Origin of the sequence: Marinobacter persicus (assembly GCF_002934325.1) — a bacterium.
Lineage (GTDB): Bacteria > Pseudomonadota > Gammaproteobacteria > Pseudomonadales > Oleiphilaceae > Marinobacter > Marinobacter persicus_A.
This window is the reverse complement of sequence record NZ_PTIV01000013.1, coordinates 1-22,520: the sequence shown is the minus strand read 5'-3', so window position 1 is coordinate 22,520 and position 22,520 is coordinate 1. Positions and strand designations below refer to the sequence as shown.

Annotated in this window: 21 protein-coding genes and 1 pseudogene; 19 read left to right on the top strand and 3 right to left on the bottom strand. The window is 51.5% G+C overall.

Going from position 1 to position 22,520, the window contains the following annotated elements; translation table 11 throughout:
- Positions 1 to 93: 93 nt before the first annotated feature.
- The 8 genes from pseB to pseI are packed head-to-tail and all read left to right on the top strand — an operon-like array spanning position 94 to position 8,357.
- Positions 94 to 1,092 carry a UDP-N-acetylglucosamine 4,6-dehydratase (inverting) gene (gene pseB / locus BY454_RS08585; RefSeq protein WP_104416203.1) on the top strand — a complete coding sequence of 333 codons (999 nt, stop codon included), beginning with the start codon at positions 94 to 96 and terminating at the stop codon, positions 1,090 to 1,092.
- Positions 1,093 to 1,094: 2 nt separating this feature from the next.
- Complete coding sequence (pseC, locus tag BY454_RS08580) at positions 1,095 to 2,261, top strand: UDP-4-amino-4,6-dideoxy-N-acetyl-beta-L-altrosamine transaminase (RefSeq protein ID WP_104416202.1); 1,167 nt, start codon at positions 1,095 to 1,097, stop codon at positions 2,259 to 2,261.
- Entirely contained in the window at positions 2,248 to 2,784 is a 537-nt protein-coding gene (locus BY454_RS08575) for a GNAT family N-acetyltransferase (RefSeq protein WP_104416201.1), read from the top strand. The genes pseC and BY454_RS08575 overlap by 14 nt, the downstream gene beginning before the upstream one ends.
- The gene (locus tag BY454_RS08570) at positions 2,768 to 3,655 is read left to right on the top strand and encodes an aldo/keto reductase (RefSeq protein ID WP_104416200.1); all 888 of its coding nucleotides are present in this window, start codon (positions 2,768 to 2,770) and stop codon (positions 3,653 to 3,655) included. Before BY454_RS08575 ends, BY454_RS08570 begins: the two co-directional genes overlap by 17 nt.
- Positions 3,652 to 5,679, top strand: a complete 2,028-nt coding sequence (locus BY454_RS08565; protein WP_104416199.1) for an aminotransferase class III-fold pyridoxal phosphate-dependent enzyme — start codon at positions 3,652 to 3,654, stop codon at positions 5,677 to 5,679. Before BY454_RS08570 ends, BY454_RS08565 begins: the two co-directional genes overlap by 4 nt.
- Entirely contained in the window at positions 5,679 to 6,800 is a 1,122-nt protein-coding gene (gene pseG / locus BY454_RS08560; protein ID WP_258075602.1) for a UDP-2,4-diacetamido-2,4,6-trideoxy-beta-L-altropyranose hydrolase, read from the top strand. Before BY454_RS08565 ends, pseG begins: the two co-directional genes overlap by 1 nt.
- Complete coding sequence (gene pseH, locus BY454_RS08555) at positions 6,793 to 7,305, top strand: UDP-4-amino-4,6-dideoxy-N-acetyl-beta-L-altrosamine N-acetyltransferase (protein ID WP_258075601.1); 513 nt, start codon at positions 6,793 to 6,795, stop codon at positions 7,303 to 7,305. The genes pseG and pseH overlap by 8 nt, the downstream gene beginning before the upstream one ends.
- Positions 7,305 to 8,357, top strand: coding sequence for a pseudaminic acid synthase (gene pseI / locus BY454_RS08550; RefSeq protein WP_104416197.1), 1,053 nt, complete (start codon positions 7,305 to 7,307; stop codon positions 8,355 to 8,357). The genes pseH and pseI overlap by 1 nt, the downstream gene beginning before the upstream one ends.
- Positions 8,358 to 8,542: 185 nt before the next feature.
- On the opposite strand, the gene BY454_RS08545 is transcribed toward pseI, so the two are convergent.
- Entirely contained in the window at positions 8,543 to 10,633 is a 2,091-nt protein-coding gene (locus tag BY454_RS08545; protein ID WP_181049668.1) for a motility associated factor glycosyltransferase family protein, read from the bottom strand.
- A 103-nt stretch (positions 10,634 to 10,736) separates the two neighbouring features.
- A complete protein-coding gene (locus BY454_RS17135) occupies positions 10,737 to 12,257 on the bottom strand; it encodes a flagellin N-terminal helical domain-containing protein (protein ID WP_104416195.1) in 1,521 nt (506 codons plus the stop codon).
- A gap of 376 nt (positions 12,258 to 12,633) precedes the next feature.
- Between BY454_RS17135 and BY454_RS08535 the strand changes: the two genes are divergently transcribed.
- From BY454_RS08535 to BY454_RS08485, 11 genes are all read left to right on the top strand, one after another.
- On the top strand, positions 12,634 to 14,115 hold the full coding sequence (locus BY454_RS08535; protein ID WP_104416194.1) for a flagellin: 1,482 nt from the start codon (positions 12,634 to 12,636) through the stop codon (positions 14,113 to 14,115).
- 70 nt (positions 14,116 to 14,185) lie between these two features.
- Positions 14,186 to 14,623, top strand: coding sequence for a flagellar protein FlaG (locus BY454_RS08530; protein WP_104416193.1), 438 nt, complete (start codon positions 14,186 to 14,188; stop codon positions 14,621 to 14,623).
- Between the two features lie 180 nt (positions 14,624 to 14,803).
- On the top strand, positions 14,804 to 16,786 hold the full coding sequence (fliD, locus tag BY454_RS08525; protein ID WP_104416192.1) for a flagellar filament capping protein FliD: 1,983 nt from the start codon (positions 14,804 to 14,806) through the stop codon (positions 16,784 to 16,786).
- 64 nt (positions 16,787 to 16,850) lie between these two features.
- A complete protein-coding gene (gene fliS / locus BY454_RS08520; protein WP_104416191.1) occupies positions 16,851 to 17,258 on the top strand; it encodes a flagellar export chaperone FliS in 408 nt (135 codons plus the stop codon).
- Positions 17,259 to 17,424: 166 nt separating this feature from the next.
- A complete protein-coding gene (locus BY454_RS08515; RefSeq protein WP_104416190.1) occupies positions 17,425 to 18,639 on the top strand; it encodes an argininosuccinate synthase in 1,215 nt (404 codons plus the stop codon).
- Positions 18,640 to 18,741: 102 nt separating this feature from the next.
- Entirely contained in the window at positions 18,742 to 18,942 is a 201-nt protein-coding gene (locus BY454_RS08510; protein WP_104416189.1) for a DUF2281 domain-containing protein, read from the top strand.
- A complete protein-coding gene (locus tag BY454_RS08505) occupies positions 18,920 to 19,282 on the top strand; it encodes a type II toxin-antitoxin system PemK/MazF family toxin (RefSeq protein WP_104416188.1) in 363 nt (120 codons plus the stop codon). The genes BY454_RS08510 and BY454_RS08505 overlap by 23 nt, the downstream gene beginning before the upstream one ends.
- Positions 19,283 to 19,322: 40 nt before the next feature.
- Positions 19,323 to 19,805, top strand: a complete 483-nt coding sequence (locus BY454_RS08500; protein ID WP_104416187.1) for a YajQ family cyclic di-GMP-binding protein — start codon at positions 19,323 to 19,325, stop codon at positions 19,803 to 19,805.
- 37 nt (positions 19,806 to 19,842) lie between these two features.
- Positions 19,843 to 21,189 carry an AmpG family muropeptide MFS transporter gene (locus BY454_RS08495; RefSeq protein WP_445626102.1) on the top strand — a complete coding sequence of 449 codons (1,347 nt, stop codon included), beginning with the start codon at positions 19,843 to 19,845 and terminating at the stop codon, positions 21,187 to 21,189.
- A gap of 118 nt (positions 21,190 to 21,307) precedes the next feature.
- Positions 21,308 to 21,601, top strand: a complete 294-nt coding sequence (locus tag BY454_RS08490) for a type II toxin-antitoxin system RelE/ParE family toxin (protein WP_104416186.1) — start codon at positions 21,308 to 21,310, stop codon at positions 21,599 to 21,601.
- A 12-nt stretch (positions 21,602 to 21,613) separates the two neighbouring features.
- Positions 21,614 to 21,937 (top strand): HigA family addiction module antitoxin, encoded by a 324-nt coding sequence (locus BY454_RS08485; RefSeq protein ID WP_104416185.1) that lies wholly within the window; start codon positions 21,614 to 21,616, stop codon positions 21,935 to 21,937.
- A gap of 6 nt (positions 21,938 to 21,943) precedes the next feature.
- Here the strand turns inward: BY454_RS08485 and BY454_RS08480 are convergent.
- A pseudogene (locus BY454_RS08480) lies at positions 21,944 to 22,423 on the bottom strand (protein adenylyltransferase SelO family protein); the annotation flags it as partial.
- Positions 22,424 to 22,520 lie beyond the last annotated feature (97 nt).

The following is a 22,520-nucleotide window of genomic DNA, read 5'->3' as shown; positions in this document are numbered from 1 at the left end:
GCAACAGCAATACCCGCTGCGTCCGGGCGTTGGCCAAGGGTTGCAGCCGGTGATATGCTCAGCCAATAAGGCGGAAAACCAAGGAACAAGTCCATGCTGCAGAATTCCACTATTCTGATCACCGGAGGCACCGGCTCCTTCGGCCAGAAGTTCGTGCCGATGACATTGGCTAAATACAACCCTAAAAAGCTGATTGTCTTGTCGCGGGATGAGATGAAGCAGTGGGAGATGGCCCAGCAATACCAAAACGACGTCCGCATGAGGTTTTTCATTGGTGATGTCAGAGATCGCGAACGTTTGTATAGGGCGTTAGATGGCGTTGATTACGTGGTTCATGCAGCGGCCACGAAAATTGTTCCTACCGCCGAATACAACCCGTTCGAAGCGGTAAAGACAAACATCAATGGCGCCATGAATTTGATTGATGCAGCCATCGACAAGGGCGTCAAGAAGGTTGTCGCTCTCTCCACGGACAAGGCAAGCAGCCCCATCAACCTGTATGGCGCCACAAAGCTGGCCTCAGACAAGCTTTTTGTGGCTGGCAACTCTTATTCTGCCTGGAATAAAACACACTTCTCGGTTGTACGGTACGGAAACGTGATGGGCTCTCGGGGTTCGATTCTGCCGTTCTTTATGTCGATCAGGGACAAAGGCGTTTTACCTATCACTGACCCGCGAATGACTCGTTTTATGATCAGCCTGGAGCAGGGGGTTGAGCTCGTTTGGCATGCTTTCGAGGACATGGTCGGTGGCGAAATTTACGTCAAGAAAATTCCCTCCATTAAAATAACCGATTTGGCCCGGGCAGTGGCCCCGGAAGCCGAACAGGAAATTGTCGGTATTCGCCCGGGTGAGAAGTTGCATGAGCAAATGATAGGCGCGGAGGATTCACACTTCACCTATGAATACCCGGAGCATTTTAAGATTTTGCCTAATATCAACAGCTGGGGGAGCTGCAAAAACCGCATAAAGGACGGCAAAAAGGTGCCGGAGGGTTTTGTTTACTCCAGTGATAACAACACGGATTGGATGACAAATGAACAGGTACAAGGTTGGATCGACCGTCACTACAACGAAATTGGTAAGATTTAGCGGTGATTCCTTACGGTAAGCAGGATGTCAGCCAGGCTGACATCGACGCAGTGGTTGAGGTTTTAAGGTCAGATTTTCTGACCCAAGGCCCCAAGGTGCCGGAGTTTGAGCGGAAGGTAGCACAGCACGTGGGCGCAAAGCATGGGGTTGCCGTAAACAGCGCCACCTCCGCCCTTCACATCGCCTGTAAAGCTCTTGGATTAGGTAAAGGTGACTGGTTGTGGACAACACCGATTACCTTTGTTGCATCCGCTAACTGTGGGTTGTATTGCGGCGCGCAAGTTGATTTTGTTGATATAGATCCGCACACCTATAACTTGAGCCCGAAAGCCCTGGAATCCAAACTCAAAAAAGCCAGGCTGGAAAACCGTCTACCCAAAGTGTTGGTTGCCGTGCACCTCTGCGGCCAGCCCTGTGACATGGAAGCGATTCATAGACTAAGCCAGCAATACGGCTTCCGCATTATTGAAGATGCTTCTCACGCCATCGGTGGCAAGTACCAGGGAGAATTCATTGGTAACGGCCGTTACAGCGATATTACCGTTTTCAGTTTCCACCCGGTGAAAATCGTAACCACTGCCGAAGGCGGTATGGCGCTGACCAATGACGACGAACTTGCCAGCCGTATGGATTTGTTGCGTAGTCACGGCGTGACTCGTGATCAAAACCTGATGACCCATGAGCCGGACGGACCTTGGTATTACCAGCAGGTGGAGTTGGGCTTTAATTACCGGATGACCGAGCTGCAAGCTGCACTCGGTATCAGCCAAATGGACAGACTGGATACTTTTGTTGCCCGTCGCCATGAACTGGCTCGGCGGTACGATGAACTCCTTGCCGGCCTTCCGATTACTACGCCCTGGCAGCATCCGGATAGTTACTCTGGCTTTCATCTGTATGTGATTCGTTTGCAGCTGGATGTAATCACCAAGACACATCGCCAGGTGTTCGAGTCTTTGCGAGAGCAGGGCATCGCGGTAAACGTACATTATATTCCCGTCCACACTCAGCCTTATTATCAACGCATGGGCTTTAGGCAAGAAGAATTTCCGGAAGCCATGCGGTATTACACTGAGGCGGTTAGCTTGCCGCTTTATCAAGCACTGGGTTATGGCGAACAGGATATTGTTGTCGCGAAGCTCAGAGAGGTCCTTCATGATGGAAATTGAAACAAAAAGATTATATTTGCGCAGTCTTACGGATAAAGATGTAACTAATAGATATGTGGGTTGGCTGAATGATCCAGAAGTCAATCAATACCTGGAAACCAGGCATGAAGTGCAGACGCTAGAAAGTTGCTTGAGTTTCATTGATGATTGTAATTTTTCTCCGTCCACTAAGCTGTTTGGGATTTTTTATAAAGAGGATAATGCTCATATTGGAAATGCAAAAATTGGGTTCATTAACCCCCATTACCAACGAGGGCAAGTAAGTATTTTAATCGGGGAGAAGAGTTATTGGGGCCAGGGTTTATCGAGCGAAGTAGTTAATGCGTTAACTCATTATGGATTTAATGAGCTCGGCCTCCATCGACTAGAGGCTGGATGCTATGAAGATAACTTGGCCTCTCTTCGAGTCTTTCTGAAGAATGGCTATACCATTGAGGGATTCTTGCGTCATCAGGTGACGCTCGGAGGGCGTCGTCTAGGCTGTTTTTGGCTTGGGATATTGAGCCATGAGTTTTCAAACTGAAACTGGAAAGCTGGCTTTGGGCACGGTCCAGTTCGGAATGCCTTATGGTATTGCTAACCAAACTGGTCAAGTGCTGCCAAGCGAAGTGGCAAGAATTCTGGGTTTGGCAAGAGAAAACGGGATCAGTACGCTTGATACGGCCATAGCCTATGGTGAGAGTGAAGGAGTACTGGGGCGGCATTGTTTGGATGAGTTCTCAGTTATCACCAAACTGCCTGAAGTGCCGGAAGCTTGTCAGAATGTGGCAGAGTGGGTTAACGCCCAGCTTGAAGGCTCGCTTGCTCGTCTTAATGTTTCCAGGCTGGACGGGGTGCTTTTACACAAGCCAGATCAGCTTTTGAATCGTGAGGGCGAGGCGCTTTATCAAGCAATGGAGGCGTTAAAAAAACAGGGTGTGGTAAAACGCATTGGGATATCGGTTTATGGGTCTGAACAGTTGGATACGTTGTGTCGCAGCTATAACTTTGATTTGGTCCAGACGCCATTCAATATCCTGGACCGCCGGCTCAAGGAGTCAGGGTGGCTCGAAGAATTACAGAAGCGAGGAACAGGCCTACATGTGCGGTCAGTTTTTATGCAAGGTTTGCTGTTGATGTCGAAAAAGGAACGTCCCGAGAAGTTTTATCGCTGGAATGCTTTATGGAGCCAATGGAGTGACTGGTTGAACGAAATCGGCCAGACTCCATTGGAAGCCTGTTTGCGACACGCTTTATCTATACCGGAAATTGAAAAAATTGTGGTTGGTGTGGACTCTTATTCACAGTTGCAGCAAATCATACAGGCGGCAAATGGAACTTATTTTGCCCCACCTCATGAATTGCAGACGCGCGATAACCAACTTTTGAATCCTTATTTCTGGAAAAACCTATGAAGACTGTTGCCATAGTGCAGGCCCGAATGGGTTCTAGCCGATTACCTGGTAAGGTAATGAAGTCGGTGCTTGGGAGACCGATGATTGAGGTGCTTATAGAGCGTCTTGCGCGCTCAAAGTCTATTGACCAAATCGTGGTCGCAACATCAGTAGAGCCTGATAATAATATATTGGTAGCTCATGTAGAAAGTCTTGGCTACCAATGTATACAAGGTGATGAGAATGATGTTTTGGGTCGCTATCTTTTAGCTGCTAATTATTGCAATGCTGATGTGATCGTCAGAATCACTGGCGATTGTCCTCTAGCTGATCCCGCTTTGGTTGACAAGGTTATCGGCGGTTTCAGGAAAGAGAAGGTTGATTACTTTGCCAACTGCAATCCTCCCATGTTTCCTGACGGTTTGGATATAGAGGTGTTCACACGGACAGCCTTGGAGCGATCAGCCAGAATGACGCAAGAGACTCAGGATCGCGAGCATGTGACACGATATTTGCGTGAATCTGGTGCGTTCAAAACGGGATCGCTCACAAATAACGAAGACCTATCAGGCTGGCGCTGGACGGTAGATGAGTTGGCAGATCTTGAAGTTATCAGAAAAGTTTTCTCGCACTTTGCACCCAACCTGAATTTCACATGGCAAGAAGTTGCGGAACTGCAACGGATACATCCTCATATTTTTTCAGCTAACCAAGCGCTGAAACGTAACCAAGGAGCGATGATGGGTAAAGGTCAGAAGCTCTGGAAGCGTGCCAAGAATATCATCCCCGGCGGGAATATGTTGCTTTCAAAGCGCCCGGAGATGTTCCTGCCCGAGCAGTGGCCCTCGTACTTCAGCAAATCCCAAGGTTGTACTGTGTGGGATCTTGACGGGCGTACCTATACCGATATGAGCATCATGGGTATCGGTACTAACACGCTTGGCTATGGTCACCCGGAGGTAGACGCTGCGGTACTCAAAACAGTGCAAGACGGTAATATGTCTACACTGAACGCGCCAGAAGAGGTGTATCTCGCAGAGAAGCTGATTGAATTGCATCCCTGGGCTGATATGGCACGTTTTGCCCGTTCAGGAGGTGAAGCCAATGCGATTGCGATCCGCATCGCTCGTGCAGCGAGTGGTAAAGACAAAGTGGCTATTTGTGGTTATCACGGTTGGCATGATTGGTATCTCTCAGCCAACCTCGGTGATGATCAAAATCTTGCCGGCCATATTCTACCCGGTCTTGAGCCTAACGGTGTACCCGGCAATCTGAAAGATACGGTTTACCCCTTTAACTACAATGATTTTGCTGGTCTTGAGGCACTAATCAACAAGAATGATATTGGTGTCATCAAAATGGAAGTAGTCAGGAATATGGGGCCTAAAGACGACTTTCTGCATAAAGTGCGTGAGCTGGCTACCAGAAAAGGCATCGTACTTATCTTTGATGAGTGTACCTCGGGCTTCCGTGAAACCTTTGGTGGTTTACATAAAAAATATGGCGTAGAGCCCGATATGGCCATGTTTGGTAAAGCTTTAGGCAACGGCTACGCAGTGACGGCTACCATTGGTAGGCGTGAAGTGATGGAAGCAGCACAGACCAGCTTTATCAGCAGCACATTTTGGACAGAGCGAATCGGTTCTGTCGCTGCACTGAAAACACTTGAAGTCATGGAACGTGAGCGATCATGGGAGAGCATTACACAGACAGGTCTTAATATTCGAGCCGGCTGGCAAAAACTTGCCGATAAATATGAACTTGAAATAACTCACATGGGACTGCCTGCACTTACAGCTTTCAGTTTTAATAGCGAAAGTACACTTAAGTACAAGACTTTGATTACTCAGGAAATGCTGGAGAAAGGTTACTTGGCAGGAAATTCCGTGTACGTTTGCACCGAGCATTCTGAGTCGGTTGTGGCCGAATATTTTGAACAGCTTGATCCGGTTTTTGCGATGATCAAGGAATGTGAGGAAGGCCGCTCTATAGATGAATTGCTTATAGGTCCTGTCTGTCATAGCGGTTTCAAACGACTTAACTGATGGCTATGAAAATTGCTTTCCGTGCCGATGCCTCTATCCAGATCGGCACTGGTCATGTCATGCGCTGCCTGACCCTGGGTGAAGAACTGCGTCGACAGGGCCACCAGTGCCTGTTTATTTGCAGAAACCATGGCGGGAACCTGGCGGACTTGATTGCTCAAAGGGGGTTTGAGCTTCACCTGCTTCGGTCGGCAGAGACGTCAGGGATGCTTGGAACACAAGAGCCAGCGCTTGCTCATGCCCATTGGTTGGGCGTTCCATGGCAAACCGATGCAGCGCAAACGCTTGAAGTGCTCACCCGCGACAACATTGATTGGCTGATCGTCGACCACTACGCACTCCACGCGCAATGGGAACGCTCCTTGGCCGAAGCCGTTGGCCAGATTATGGTGATCGATGACTTGGCAGACCGGGAGCATGAGTGTGCGGTGTTGCTGGATCAAAACCTGGGCCGCCAACCCGAAGATTACGATGAACTAGTTCCTCCGAGCTGTACAAAACTGATCGGTCCAACGTATGGGTTGCTTCGTCCCGAATTCGCAGAGCTGAGGGCAGTCAGCCTTGAACGCAGGTGCTCACCGCAGCTCAAACGTATCCTGATCTCCCTGGGCGGCGTTGACCGCACGAATGTCACTGGTCAAGTACTTGAAGCACTCTCAAATACCACTCTTTCTCCGGAGACTGAAATTGACATTGTGATGGGTGGATCTGCTCCTCATCTTGAAGCTGTAAAAAGGCAGGCTTCTGAGCTTCCTTTTCAGGCAACGGTGAGTGTTAACGTTAGTGATATGGCTGAGCGGATGCGTCGTGCTGATTTGGCAATCGGGGCTGCTGGTGGGACTGCTTGGGAACGCTGTTGCCTTGGGTTACCGTCTGTCTTGCTTATTCTTGCTGATAACCAGATTTCAGGTACAGATGCGCTTGTCCGTGCAGGCGCCGTAATGACTCCCGGGGAAAGGACCCTCACGTCCTCAGCCCTTTTTTCGATCCTTGAATTGCTCAATAGTAACTCTGAAATTTTGGCGAAAATGGCCCAAGCTGCGGCTCAACTGAGCGACGGTCTCGGAGCTGCAAAGATCTGTCATACACTTCAACGTTCGGAATACAGCAGCCATGAGTAAAACAGGACTTCGCCCGATGACCTCGGAAGACCTGGAGCAGGTGCTGGCATGGAGAAATCATCCGGAAGTGCGCCGTTTCATGTACACCACGCACGAGATCAGCCTGGATGAGCATCGTTATTGGTTTGAGCGAACTAATCGTGACCCGAATACGCATTTGCGGATTTATGAAAAAGATAGTGAGGCCGTTGGTTTTGTGAATGTCAGTAGGACACGAAGTCCTGAAATTGCTGACTGGGGATTTTATGTTTCCCCGGCTGCTCCGAAAGGTATTGGTGGCTCCTTGGGCAGTGAAGCGCTGAATTTCTCCTTTAATGAATTGAAGCTGCACAAACTTTGTGGTCAGGCGCTGGGCTTTAATGAACGCTCCATTGCCTTCCACAAGCGCCTTGGCTTTATCGAAGAAGGTCGCCTTAGAGAACAGCACTTCGATGGCAAAAACTATCACGATGTTGTCTGCTTTGGTTTGTTGGCGAGTGAGTGGCAACCGCAGGAGGTAAAATGATGAGTGAACCAAAAATCACAATTGCCGGGCGAGAAATCTCCCGAAATCACCCTCCCTATATCATTGCGGAGTTATCGGCAAATCATAACGGTAAGTTGGAAACGGCCCTTCGGATTATTGAAGAGGCAGCTAAAGCCGGTGCGGATGCCGTCAAACTCCAGACCTACCGCCCGGACACGATAACCCTTAACTCGGATTCCGAAGAGTTCAAGATCAAAGGCGGGTTGTGGGATGGGCGCACCCTGTACGAGCTCTATGAAGAAGCCCATATGCCCTGGGAGTGGCACAAGCCGTTGTTTGAGCATGCCCAAAAACTTGGCATTCCAATTTTCAGCTCCCCCTTCGATACCACTGCTGTGGATCTGTTGGAAGACCTGAATGCACCGGCCTATAAAATTGCTTCCTTCGAAGCCGTGGACTTGCCCCTTATTCGCTATGTGGCCGCCACCGGCAAGCCCACGATTATATCCACGGGCATGGCCAATGCTGAGGAAATTGAGGAAGCCGTCACGGCTGCAAGAGAAGGTGGCTGCAAGGAACTGGCCATTCTGCACTGTGTCAGCGGTTATCCCGCCCCGGCAGAAGACTACAACCTGAGAACGATTCAAGACATGATCGAACGGTTCGGGCTAGTCACAGGTCTATCAGATCATACTCTGGATAACACCACCGCTATTGCCAGCGTTGTGATGGGCGCGGCTGTGATTGAAAAGCACTTCACACTGGACCGCAACGGTGGTGGCCCGGATGATAGCTTCTCACTGGAGCCTGTCGACCTGACTGCGCTCTGTAGGGACAGCAAAATGGCTTGGAAAGCCCTCGGTGAGGTCAACTACGGCCGAAAGTCCAGCGAGCAGGGCAATGTTCAGTTCCGGAGATCGCTGTATTTTGTGAAAGACATGAAGGCCGGTGATGTCATCACTGAGAACTGTGTGCGAAGTGTGCGGCCTGGATTTGGGCTGCCACCGAAGGTGTTTGATTGGGTGATTGGGAAGATGGTTTGTAAGCCAGTGGATGCTAATACTCCGGTTACCAAGGATAGTTTCGCTTGACAGGCGCGCTCTTTCGGGCATAAGCGTTCAGCATCATGTAAAAATAGAGTCGGTTCCACGGGCCAGCTTTGGAAGCTAGGAAGTAGTCAAATACCATAATCTATTGCCCTGGGAAATGCCGATTCTTATTAGCGAGTCACTGCCTGAGTTCCGAAAACGACCGGGCCATTAGCCCGGCCTGAACGTTAGAATTGATCCCCTGAATCAAGCAAAGTATTTTCCGGGTCATTAATTGACTGGGTAACCCACGGGTCTTCTTCCAGCACGTACTTTTTGCGCGTTACTGAATCAAAGTGGTTTGGTAGTCCGTTCATGCAGACCATGAATTCGTCTCTCCACTGATTCAAAAAGAGTGCGATTGCTTTATCATCACTCATCGCCATAGCATGTGAGTACGCAACGTAAAGGAAGTGACGTACTGTGCCTCGAATCATATAATAAAACCCGATGTCTTCTTTTTTGACTGTCCCTTCCATATAACGGCTTACTTCTGAGGATAGACGTGTAATGTCTTTTTTTCCTCGTAATCGTAGGGTTGTCAGAAATGTTTCAATTTTTTTTGCCAGTTTTGCTAATTTTTGTCTTGTGTGATCCAATGACTGTGTCATCGTTGTTAGGGAAACCGTTTGGGCATCTCTGTTAAAAAACTCAGCGACAACCCTAAGTCTTTCATTCTTATCTGCTTTTGAATGTGCGCTAATAAGGAAGTCCTCTCGGGTCATCCAGGTCGCGCCCTCTATTTCAGCACCGTCAGCGCAGTTGTGAAAATTAGTGTTCGACTGGTTCCGGGCAGAAAGCTTTATTAGGTTTTCTGTAGCTCGTTTAGATGTGAAATAGGTTTGAGTTGTATGAACAGTGGAGTCATTTACGCCAGGAATTTGAAAGGTTTGACTTTTACTAAAAGTTTTTTGGGCGCCCTTTTTGAGCTCGTCACCTAGCGTTTTATTTTCACTCTCTACGTAGACTGAAGATTTAGAGTGGTGATGTTGGTGATCCTTGAATCCATAGTCTGTACCGAAAAGAAAGAGGTTGCTCAGGCCCATCTGCGAGCAGAGAGCAATGGCTGCATTGGTGCAGGTGGGGGCGCCACCGACAATGAGAGTTTCTGGGCTACCAAATAGGTGTCCAATGGGGCTCTCTGATTTAAAATATAAACGCTGCTCACCAAAAAGCTCCCATGTGAGCGGGCAAATTTGTGAGGCTGCAATGAGGCGTGTCGATTTGAGTTTTTCTCTATCGTAAGAACTGATCACTCGGTGAGTATAATAATCTGACTCTAACTCGATATGGAAGTCCGGATAAATGTCGTTTTCGATGAGCACTCTAATGCCTGAGCCGGCACTGACGATAACGACCTCGTCTCGAACGGCTTTGATATCTTCCAGTCTCTCATCTAATGAAGGGCCGCTGCCGACAATCAGTACAGGAATATCTGATTGAATCGATTGTTTTGGGGGGATTGTTCTGATGCCCATGTGAAAGGCATGCAAGGCATTGTTTAATTGTCGGACTTCATCATCGTAGTGGCCCCACACGCTTAACGAAGCGAGGCCTTCGCGATTAAGGCGCTTGGCAACGGCATCCATGGTCGGATCCCCGCGTTCATTAATGAATAAGTTCGTTAGCGGAAATATGGGAGTGAAGTGCATCAGGTTATGTATTAGAGAAGGCCATAGGCCTTCTTCGGTATTCTCTAGTCCAATTAAAAAGCGTAACGAGCGTCCTGTTTTCTGGAATCGGGTGCATACACGTTCCCAGTCAACCGTTAAAAGACTGGCGCCGAACACTTCTTCTTCGGGCTCGACAATAAGCGCATTTTCAACATCGCTTGTAGTTACCAGTTCTTCAATTTGATAGCCGAGGCCCACGCCCTGGAAAACTACTAACGGGTAGAAATTGGGGACGGGATAGCCCCGAAACTCGCTTTTACCTAAGGGGGAAAGCCTCGCAATTCTGTCAACGGCGCTATGTGCGTAGCGGGGATGCTGATAAACTCCAGGCCAAGGTGGCGACAGGGAGGGGAGTATTTTGTCCTTTGCAAAAGTTCTTCTGAAGAGCTCTACTCCGTAGTGAGCTCTAGCTTTGCCTTGTCCCTTATACAGAGACTGCCCGTCAAAGTTCAGATCGACTTCGTCTTCGTTATTGCTTATAACGACTTCTGCCCGCGTTAACTGCAATTTTGCAAAATGGTGATAGATGTCAGGGTAGTGCTTTTGGAAAAAGCGCAGATTGTCTTCCCGACGTTGGAGAAGTTGTAATGCTTTATTCTGAACCACGGGCCACTCCATAAAACGGTTTAGGCGTCGACTTTAACATGTAAAACTTATCTTTTGCTGGTAACGGTCAAATGCCGTCCAGGGGCTCCTTGATTCGCTTTATTTAGCCCTGCAGCAGCTGAAGCACCTGCTGGGGCCGACCATTGGCCTGGGATAAAACTGAAAGGCCTGCTTGCTGTAATACCTGGGTGCGGGCCAATTCTGCGGTTTCTGCAGCAAAGTCAGCATCCCGGATTCGACTGTTCGCAGCGCTCAAATTCTCTGAGGTCGTGCTCAGGTTTGCAATGGTTGACTCAAAGCGGTTCTGGATAGCGCCTAGCTCGCTTCGAATGCCATTGATGGTATCCAGAGCGGAGTCGACCCGCTTGATTGCGTCATTAGCACCGTCAACGGTTTTGATGTTGACGCTTTCCAGGTTGCCGGATACCGCGATTGTCTCGTCAGCTACGAACCCAACTTTGCCTGGATTATTGCCGCCGATGGAGATGGTATCCAGGGCTTCGAGACTGATTTGTCCATATTTTGTAGCGGTGCCGACCGCACCTACATCCCCCGCCAGAAAACCGGCGGATCCGCCTGCCAGGTCGGAGGTTGCGGCTGTCGCGGGGTCGGTAGTGGTGTTCGTGATAACTGTCTTTGACTCGCTGGTAATAGTAATGTTTCGGCCCATCGAGTCGGTCAGCTCAACACCTGTACTTGAACCGGCAGCTGAAAGCCCTTCGATGCCAGCATCATTAATCGCGGTAGCGAGTTCTGAGCTGGTTAGAGTGTCTGCCGTTGCACCTGTTGAGCCTGTTGGGGCATCCAGGTTAGCTGTGATGGTTTCTGTTGTGGTGCCGATGGCCAGTTCAATGGTGTAAGTGCCGGTACCCGCTGTAGAGCCCGTTGCGCCATCAACTGCGGAAAACGCCAGGTCTTGAACATTGGTTGCGGTTACCGTCGGTAGGCCTGGTATATTGGCTTGCTCAATAGCTTCAGCTTTGGCTTTTGCTGAGCTGTCGGTGCCTGTTCCGGGGATTTCAAAGGTGTCGCTGTCGCCAACAGATATTGTCAGATCTCCATCGGCTAAGGGTTGGTTGGATACCTGTCGTGAACCTGATGTGGCCAAAGAGCCGATTTGGTCTGCGCGGGAGCCTTTCGAAAGGTCTACGCCAATTGTATCTCCAGAGTTGGCGCCAACTTGAAAGGTCTTTTCTCCAAAAGAGCCATCCAAAACTTTCAGACCATTAAAGGTGGTCTGATCTGCAATTCGGGCAATCTCTCCAATCCGCTGCTGCACTTCCTGGTCCAGGGCAAGTCTGTCAGATGCACTGTTGGTGGCGTTTGCAGACTGCACGGCCAGGTCTCGAATTCGCTGAAGGTTATTGATGACTTCAGACAGTGCACCTTCAGTTGTCTGGGCCAGGGAAATGCCGTCGCTAGCATTTCGCTGTGCTACGTTGAGGCCCGATATTTGCGATTGAAAACGAGTAGAGATAGCGAGACCAGCCGCATCGTCCTTCGCTGAGTTAATGCGTAGACCCGATGACAGGCGCTCAAAGGCAACGTTGGCATCTCGTTGTGATTCGTTCAGGTTTCGCTGAGCATTCAACGAAGCAATATTAGTATTTATGACCTGAGGCATAGCTGATCTCCTTGCCAGAGAGCCGGAACTAGCGACGATTTTTTCAGTGTTAAGTTGCCAGTTGCCGGCAGGTATTCGTGGAACTGCCGTTTGCTGTCTTCTAAGCGATACTTGTGCCAACAGCGGCAAGTAATTTATTTGTAAGGTTTTTTGGTGGGGCCTGAGTTGCGGGGCTTTAGAGGTAGTCGATATTTTGACTGGGAAGGAGGAATGATCTTGCCGCTTGGTTACGCTTTGTTACACAGTTTTTTTGAAAAAACCTAAAGGTAGCTTTGGTGCAGTCGTTAAGTGGGATAACAGGGCGGCGCTCCCAAACTTTAGAAAGAGCGTTAGGCCTCTTTCATGAAACAACGACATCGGTCGAAGGAGAAGCATCATGGCTCTCGGTATCAATACTAACGTTGCGTCACTGTCTGCTCAGAACCAGTTGCAGAAATCTCAAGATATGAATAGCCAGGCTCTGGAGCGTTTGTCTTCCGGTCTGCGCATCAACTCAGCTAAAGATGATGCGGCTGGTTTGGCAATTTCCACCCGATTCCAGTCACAGATTCGTGGCTTGGATGTGGCAACCCGGAATGCTAACGACGGTATCTCTCTGGCGCAGACAGCCGAAGGCGCCTTGGACGAGATCACCAACAACCTGCAGCGGATTCGTGACCTGTCCGTCCAGTCTGCAAACGCAACCAACAGTGCTTCTGATCGTGCAGCCTTGGATCAAGAAGTTCAGCAGCGTCTGGCTGAAATTGAGCGTATCTCTACTCAGACTTCCTTCAACGGTCTGAAGGTTCTGGATGGCACCTTTGGTGAGCAGGACTTCCAGGTTGGCGCCAACGCTGGTGAAGTGATTGGTGTGGATTTGTCTCAGGGCACCCGTCTGGAGCAAATCGGTGCATATGCCTCTATGACAGGTCCGAATGATGTTACTGCCGACAAGCTTTCTGCGGGAGATCTGAAAATTCAGGTTGGTGATGGAGAAGTTGTCAGTGTGGGTGCTTCTGACTCCGACTCGGCTGAAGATAAGGCGCAAGCGATAAGGGACGCAAATGTCGAGGGGCTGACGTCCGTTTCAGCGACTAACGTCCAAGAGCTTGATTTCTCCAGCGTGGCTGGTGCGACTGGAACTGTAGCTGAAGATACGACTTATACCTTAAAAGTTAGTGTTGGTACTGGTGCGGCTGTGACTGTTAGTCAGACCATCTCTGGTGCCACCACCGGCGGAACAGCTGGGTCGCTCGATAAAACGGAGCTTGCAGCCGCGATTAACGATGCGGGTATTGAAGGCCTGAATGCTAGCACCAATAGCAGCGGCTTAGTGTTTACCAACGACGACGGCAAAAACATTACCATCCACTCAGAGCAAACTGCGGTGGGTTCAGGTACGGCTTCCGACCTTACTGGCGGCCTTGATGACACTCTGGACGGTGGTACTACTGCGAGTGTGCTGCGGGGGCAGATCACAATTGAAGCAATGGATACCATTACTGTTAGCGGTGCTCAGGAAGGCTATGCTGGCTTCGATGCCGACCAAACTCAGGCGGTATCCGGTAATCTTGATAAACTTGACGTAAAAGACGTAGATAATGCAAATGAAGCGATCAAGCGAATCGACGCAGCGCTTCAAGCGGTGAACGGTGTTCGAAGCGAGCTGGGTGCGGTCCAAAACCGCTTTGATTCCACCATCGCGAACTTGGGCACCACCTCAGAAAACCTGAGTGCTGCTAACAGCCGGATTCTGGATGCAGACTTCGCCGCAGAAACTGCGAAGCTCTCCAAGTCTCAGGTACTGCAGCAAGCTGGTATCTCTGTACTGGCCCAGGCCAACGCCCGGCCGCAGCAGGTTCTCTCCCTCCTGCAGTAAGGGTAGAGCGGTAACGGCCGGAACCTTCGGGTTCCGGCTTCCGCCGTTACAAGGATAGCGAGGTAAAGCTATGAATGACGTTAACCTGAACAGTCCGGATTTAAAGCTGGTGCGCTCTGAGCCTTCAGTTCCGGCAAAGGCACTGTCGTCATCTCAGGCCGAGGGCGTGGTAAAAGCCCCTGACCTGGCTTCTTCATCGTCAGAAAACCGTCAGGCTCAAAGTCCGCGTTCAACAACGGAAGTTTCCAAAGCTGAAAAGTTGAAAGAGCGGAATGAATCCCAGAGGGAGGATTTGGGGCAGGCGGTGAGCCAACTGAATGATTTTGTTCAGAATGTGCAGCGGGATCTTCAGTTTGAGGTGGATAACGAGCTGGGGCAAACCATTGTAAAAGTGGTGGACCAGAAAACCCAGGAAGTGATTCGCCAGATCCCGGATGAAGTGGCTTTGAGGTTGGCAGAAAAATTGCAGCAGGATGAACCGCTGACGTTGTTCAACGTTAAAGTGTAAGAGCTTGCCGCTTTCGCGGTTAACGTTGACCACGGAATTTCAGCACCGCCGCCTCCCTGGGGAGCCGGCGGTGTTTCTGGTTATGGGTAAACTATATTTTGGTATAAAGCGGTAAAGTTTTGCCGCCCTTTGCCGCTAACAGTAATAGTGAAGAGATTGCCCCCTTGAGGAGGCTCGATTATGGCTGGTATTTCATCGTTAGGGATTGGTTCTGGCGTTCTTAACTCGGATTTGGTCGACCAACTCGTCGCAGCCGAGCGTAAGCCAACCGAAAACCGATTGACCCAGGAGACGCAGCAGGCAAAAACTCTGCTTTCTGCGTATGGCAAACTGCGCAGTGCTGTGACCGAGCTGCGGTTGCCCATGCGTCAGCTGAGCTCACCCGATAACCTGAAAGCTTTTTCCGCCTCTTCCTCTAATGAAGACATTGGTGTGTCGGTCGATAGTACGAAGGCTAGCCGGGGCACCTACAACGTTGAAGTAACCAGTCTCGCGTCTGCTCAGGCGCTGGCCTCGCAGTCCGTTTTTGCCGATAAAGACTCCACCAGCGTAGGCCAGGGGACGCTGAAGCTTTCTGTAGGCGACAAGATTACCAACATAACCGTTGATTCCAGTAACGACACCTTGCAAGGCTTGGCGAATGCTATCAATGAAGCCGATGCGGGTGTGTCTGCTGGCGTGATTGACACCGGTAATGGCTACCAGTTGGTGATGTCCGCTGATGAAACGGGCACCGCTAACGCTGCCAGCATCACAGTTACTGAGGACGCTGTTGCGCCAGGGTTGGCAAGCTTTGCATTTGATCCAGCAGATCCAACCGCGAACCCTGATATGAAAGAAACCATTGCCGCCAATGATGCGGTAATGAAGATCAACGGTATTGAAGTTACTCGCTCTAACAATACCTTCGAGAATGTTATTGATGGCCTGACGTTTGATGTAAAGGCGGAGGGCACCTCTACAGTTAGCGTTAATCAGGACTTTGGGGCAGTCTCGGACCGAGTACAAGGATTTGTCGACAAGTTTAATGCTCTCCAGTCCACTATTGATAGCTTGGCTGGCTTTAACGCTGAGTCGGGGCAAGGCAGCCTCCTGACGGGTGATTCTACTGTTCGAAACATTGAGAGTCAGCTCAGGGGGATTCTGACCCGGGTCGTACCGGGTATGGAAAATCAGAGTGTTCGCAGCCTGGCTGATGTCGGAATTACAACCGACTGGGAGACGGGTGGCCTGGAGTTTGATCGAGCCAAGTTTGAGGAAAAACTTAAGGCTAACCCTGATGAGGTGACTGCGCTATTTGCTGAGCAGGGACGCGCGAGTGATAGCCAAGTGGAGTTTGTGCGCAGCGGCATGGATACGGTGCCTGGCTCTTATGATATCAATGTGACCCAAGTAGCTACTCAGGGTGAGTTGGTTGCAGGATCTGCGTTGGGTGCTGGGCCGTTCCAGATCGATGCCAGCAACGACGAATTGTCCTTGACGGTTAATGGCGATATCTCGGTCAATTTGCAACTGACCCAAGGCGCGGATATTTCTCAGCAAGCTTTGCTGGACGATATTCAGGCACAGTTGGATGGTGATAATGCCCTTAATGCCGCAGGCGTTTCGGTACAAGCGGGTCTAGATGGAAGCGGGAACTTAACGTTCACCTCTTCCAAATATGGGAGCGAATCCAGAGTTTCACTGGCTTCTGCAGAGAGTGCCGCTACTTTTGGCCTTGGCACCAACACCAGTACTGATGGGTTGGATATCGCGGGCACCATTGATGGCCGCAGGGCCGAGGGCGATGGTCAGGTTCTCTTTTTGGGCGCCGGGAACGGGGATGCTTCCGGTCTTCAGGTGAGAATTCTGGGTGATCAGACTGGTGATCGCGGTTCCATTACCTATGTGGAAGGTGTTGGTGAGCGGACGGTAGATCTGGTAACCAGGATGGTTGGCGCCGAGGGTGCGATTGAGTCTCGTAGGGATAGCTTGAACCGTGAGCTTGATCAGATTGCACAAAGTCAGGCGCGACTGGAAGAGCGAATTGCATCGTATCGTGAGAGGTTGGTTAGCCAGTTCACAGCCGCCGATTCTCTAATTTCCCAGCTCAATAGCACTCGGGATTATGTAAGTCAGCAACTCGCTGCTCTGGCTCCACAAGCCAATAAGAGCGGTGGTTAAAGCACTAAAGTTCGACCACTCTGGGCCGATAAAAGGTCAAGAACATGGCGTAATGAGGTAAATTATGAACGGTTTGCAGGCATATCAGCGCGTTAATACCCAGACCAGCATCACCGATGCCGATCCCCATAAGCTGATCCAGCTTCTCTACAACGGCGCGATCGAGCGCATTAACATGGCCAAGGCTCGCATGCAGGCGAAAGACTATGCAGGGAAGGGCCAGTTGCTCAACAAAGCCATTGAAATCATTGGCGGTCTGCGCTCGTTCCTGGACTTCGAAAAGGGTGGCGAGCTATCGGCCCAGTTGGAAGCGCTTTATGACTATATGGAGCGCACCCTCCTTGAAGGCAGCGCGAAGAATGATCCTGCTAAATTGGACGAAGTGCTTGGTCTTCTGCGTACCGTCAAAGATGGCTGGGATGGCATCCGCCAGGAAGCTATTGGCGGCCAGGCCCAACAGGCGGCTGTTTAAGTTTCTTTTTCTCTCTTTCCGACAATTTGGAGCGCCCCGGCCCCTCTTCTATGAGGGGCTGAGTTAAGGCGAGAAAATACCTCCCCAATAGCCATTCCCCCCGCACTCCCGTACAATATTGCCCTTCTATTCAACACATCCATTCTATTCAGTCTGGAGCAAGGGCATGTCTGATATTAAAAAGGTGGTTCTGGCCTATTCCGGTGGCCTGGATACTTCCGTGATCGTACGGTGGTTGCAGGATACCTATGATTGCGAGGTGGTGACCTTCACCGCCGACATCGGTCAGGGCGAGGAAGTGGAGCCGGCGCGCGCGAAAGCCGAGGCGCTGGGCGTCAAGGAAATCTACATCGAGGATCTGCGCGAAGAGTACGTGCGCGATTATGTGTTCCCGATGTTCCGCGCCAACACCATCTACGAGGGTGAGTACCTGCTGGGTACGTCCATTGCCCGCCCGCTGATTTCCCGTCGTTTGATCGAGATCGCCAACGAGACCGGCGCCGATGCCATCTCCCACGGTGCAACCGGCAAGGGCAACGACCAGGTGCGTTTCGAGCTGGGCGCCTACGCGCTGAAGCCGGGCGTAAAGGTGATTGCGCCGTGGCGAGAGTGGGATTTGAACTCCCGCGAAAAGCTGATGGCCTACTGCGAAGAGCGCAACATTCCGGTGGAGACCAGCAAGAAGGGCAAGAGCCCGTACTCCATGGATGCCAACCTGCTGCACATCTCTTACGAAGGCATCAACCTGGAAGACCCCTGGGCGGAAGCCGAGGAAGACATGTGGCGCTGGAGCGTGTCTCCGGAGCAGGCGCCGGATGAGCCGACTTACATCGAGCTGACCTACAAGCAGGGCGACATCGTGGCCGTCGACGGCCAGGACATGAAGCCACACGAAGTGCTGGAGCACCTGAACAAGGTCGCCGGCGCCAATGGTATTGGTCGCATCGACATCGTCGAGAACCGCTACGTGGGCATGAAGTCCCGTGGCTGTTACGAAACCCCGGGCGGTACCATCATGCTGCGTGCTCACCGCGCGATCGAGTCCATTACCCTGGACCGCGAAGTGGCGCACCTGAAAGACAGCATCATGCCGCGTTACGCCGAAGTGATCTACAACGGCTACTGGTGGTCGCCGGAGCGCGAAGCGCTGCAGGCACTGATCGACACCACCCAGGAATACGTGAACGGTACGGTTCGCCTGAAGCTGTACAAGGGCAACGTCGACGTGGTTGGTCGTAAGTCCGACGACTCCCTGTTCGACGAGAAGATCGCCACCTTTGAGGAAGATGAAGGCGCGTATGATCAGAAAGACGCGGAAGGCTTCATCAAGCTGAACGCGCTGCGGTTGCGGATTGCGGCGAGCAAGGGCCGTAAGCTCTGATTTCTGGCTCTTTCGTAATTCTGAAACGCCCGGCATCCGCTGGGCGTTTTTGTTTGAACCATGCGATACTAACCGCCACAACCTGAGCTTCAGGAGCGCAAAATGGACAACCGGTTTCAGCAGCTACTGCACAAGCTAGAACACTTGCCGCCAGAAAAAATCACGGAAGTGGAAGACTTCATCGACTTCCTTAGCCAAAAAGATCGTGAGCATCAAATGCGCAAGGATTTTGCGCGAGGAGCAGAGGCTTCTTTCCACAAGGTATGGGATAACGAAGAAGATGCAGACTACGACACGCTTTGAGTTCGGTGATGTGATTTTGGTGGGTTTCCCATTCACCAATTTGAAAACTACGAAGAAGCGGCCAGCGGTGGTTATTAGCTGCGCGGATTATCAGTCTTATCGCCCGGACGTTGTTCTGATGGCAATTACCAGCCAGATTCGGGATCCATTGAGCTTTGGCGAAGCCATGGTTAATGATTGGCAAGTGGCTGGATTGCTAAAACCATCTGTCATGAAGCCTCTCATCGCCACGGTTGAACAGAGTATTGTTCTCAAGAAAATGGGATCACTGTCTGAGCGCGATAGGTTGCAGCTCAAATCTCTGTTGCCGGCGTTACTGGATCTGAATACGACAACTTGAACTTATCGACACCTATTGGTGTGTCAGGAGTAACACACAAATGCCTTCCTTCGACATCGTTTCCGAAACCGACATGCACGAAGTCACCAACGCCGTGGATCAGGCCAAGCGCGATCTGGGCAACCGTTGGGACTTCAAGAACGTGGAAGCCGACTTTGAGCTGAGTGACAAGACCATCACCGTCAGCGCGGAGCAGGAATTCCAGCTCGAGCAACTGAAAGAAATGCTGCGTATGGCCTTTGCCAAGCGCCAGATTGACCCGCGTGCGCTGGCCGAGGAAGGTGACAGCAAGGCCGGTAAGCTGATCAAGCAGCACTATACCCTCAAGCAGGGCATTGAAACCGACATGGCCAAGAAGATCGTGAAGATGATCAAGGACCAGAAGATGAAGGTTCAGGCCAGCATCCAGGGCGACAAGGTGCGGGTAACCGGCAAGAAACGCGACGACCTGCAGCAGGCCATTGCCATGCTGAAGGAAGCCGAGCTGGATATTCCGCTGCAGTTCAATAACTTCAGGGATTGAGAGGCCCGCTATTTTCTCCCGTGACCGCCTGGCCCTGTTGAAAGAAACTTTCTACGTTTACACCCGCTGGCAGGTGATTGCCCTGCTGTTCCTGGGGTTCTCAGCGGGGTTGCCGTTTCTGTTGGTTTTTTCCACTCTGAACGCGCGACTTGCGGATGTGGGGGTGGAGACGGCCACCATTGGTTTTTTTAGTTGGCTGGGTATTACCTATTCCATCAAGGTTTTCTGGGCGCCGATTGTTGATCGCCTGAAATTGCCAATACTGGATCAGTTGTTTGGCAAGCGGCGTAGCTGGATTCTTCTGGCCCAGGCGGGTATTGCCACCGGGCTGTATCTGATGGCCACGGTGGATGCGGTTTCTGCCACCCAGACTCTGGCTTTGTGTGGGCTGCTGGTGGCGTTTTCTTCCGCCACTCAGGATGTCGCCATTGATGCTTACCGGATTGAAATTGCCGAAGAGCGACTGCAGGCGGCGCTGGCAGCCACCTACATCTTCGGTTACCGGCTGGCGTTGCTGGTGGCCGGCGCCGGGGCGCTCTACATCGCCGAATACTACTCCTGGACAGTCTCGTACCAGGTGATGGCGGCCCTGGTAGGCGTGGGTGCCCTGACAGTACTGGTGGCCCGGGAGCCAGCGGTGAATCACTTCGCCGCCGCCAGTGATATTGCACAAAAGGTGAGGGAAGAGGCGAGTAAACGCACGCACCTGCCGCCCGCGCTCGCCAAGTTTGCCGGCTGGTTCTATGCGGCCATTGCCGGCCCTTTCCTGGATTTCTTCCAGCGCTATCGGGAGTTGGCCATCGCCATTCTGGTGCTGGTGGCGGTCTACCGTATTTCCGACATCGCCATGGGTGTGATGGCGAACCCCTTCTATCTGGATTTCATGGGCTTTTCGAAAACCCAGGTGGCGGATGTTACGAAAATCTTCGGCTTCTTCATGACCATCGTCGGCTCGCTGGCTGGCGGTGTCCTGGTGGTCCGGTACGGCGTGCGCAAGATCTTGCTAGCCGGGGCGATCATGACGGCGGCGACCAATCTTTTATTCGTCTGGCTGGCGCAACTTCCGCCCAATGTGGCCACGCTCGCGGTGGTGGTCAGTGCCGATAACCTAGCGGGCGGTATCGCCAATGTGGCGCTGATTGCCTGGCTCTCAAGCATGACCAGCGCTTCGTTCACTGCCACCCAGTACGCGCTGTTCAGCTCGCTCATGACGTTGCCGGGGAAATTCCTGGGTGGCTTCTCCGGCATTGTGGTGGCGGATTTTGGCTATGCGGAATTTTTTACCCTGTCTGCTGTCATGGGCATTCCTGCAATTCTGCTGGTGTTGTTTCTGATGACCCGGGGCGCTCGCTTGGATGCTCTGGCGCCACCAAAATCCGAATAATTGGGGGCGAAGGGGGAGCGGGTACAAGGTCTGATTCTGTAACCGCCCGCTCCATGGCTCGCAGGTTTGACGCACAATGCCATTGTGCATAATATGATTAAAAAGCGAACAAGGAACTATGGCCGTTGAATTCAAGGACGAATGGTTGGAGACCTTCTATACGGAGGACCAAAGCCATAAGAAAATCCCCAACACGATAGAAAGTGCTCTCTTTAGAAAACTTCAGATTCTGGATGCGGCAACAAAGGAATCGGATTTGAGGATTCCGCCTGGTAATCGTTTCGAGCACCTCGCGGCCAGTCTCTCTGGTTGGTGCTCGATTCGGGTGAATAAGCAGTATCGATTGGTTTTCCGCTGGGAGGAAGGCACCGCCCAAGATACATATCTAGACCCCCATACGTACAAGGGCTAGAGGAGTTATTTTATGAAAAGTACCAAGCGTCGCCCCGTGACCGTTGGCCAGATGCTGCTAACTGAGTTCTTGGAGCCGATGAATATTGAAATTAGTGAGCTAGCTGAGGCGATGGGCGTACATAGAAACACCCTTGGCCGGCTTGTTCATGACAAAGGCACCCTGACGGCCCCTATGGCGATTAAGTTGGCCGCCGCTCTGGGAAACACTCCAGAGTTCTGGTTGAACATTCAACATGCTGTTGAATTGTGGGACGTGCGCCATCGCGCCTATGAACAGGCAGCCAAAAGCGTGCAACGCGTAAAACCCCACCCACTTCCACTGAAGCAGGCGTGAGCAGCTTTAAGACGAGCAACTGATATTCAGGTGCTTGCCCCAGTCCGGTGGCGGGGCGGCGTACTGCTCGTACTCGGGCTGCTCATCAAACGGTTTGGCGAGCACCGCTAACAACTCCTTCATGGGCGCATAATCCCCGTTCTGTGCTTCCAGGATCACCTGTTGCGCCAGGTAATTACGCAGGATGTATTTGGGGTTCACTTGCCGCATGGCATGTTCCCGCTCGTCATGGGCCCGGGACTCTTTCTGTAGCCTCAACTCATAACGTTCCAGCCACTGGTCCGCCGCGCTGCGATCCACGAAAAGGTCCCGAACGGGCGCCTGGCCGTGGCGGTGCAGGTTGGAAAGGGCCCGGAAGAACAGGGTGTAATCCACGCCCTGTTCGTGCAGCAGGGTCAGGGTTTCCATGATCAGGTCCTTGTCCTGTGCCTCGGTTTCAACCAGCCCCAGTTTGTCCCGCATGTTCTGCAGGAAGCGTTCGTTGTAAGGTAAGCGTTCATTCCACGACGTAGTGGACTTATTTCACATCGCGTAGCGGCCTGAGCAACCCGGGCGAGACCTTATATTGTTTGGTGCCATCCTC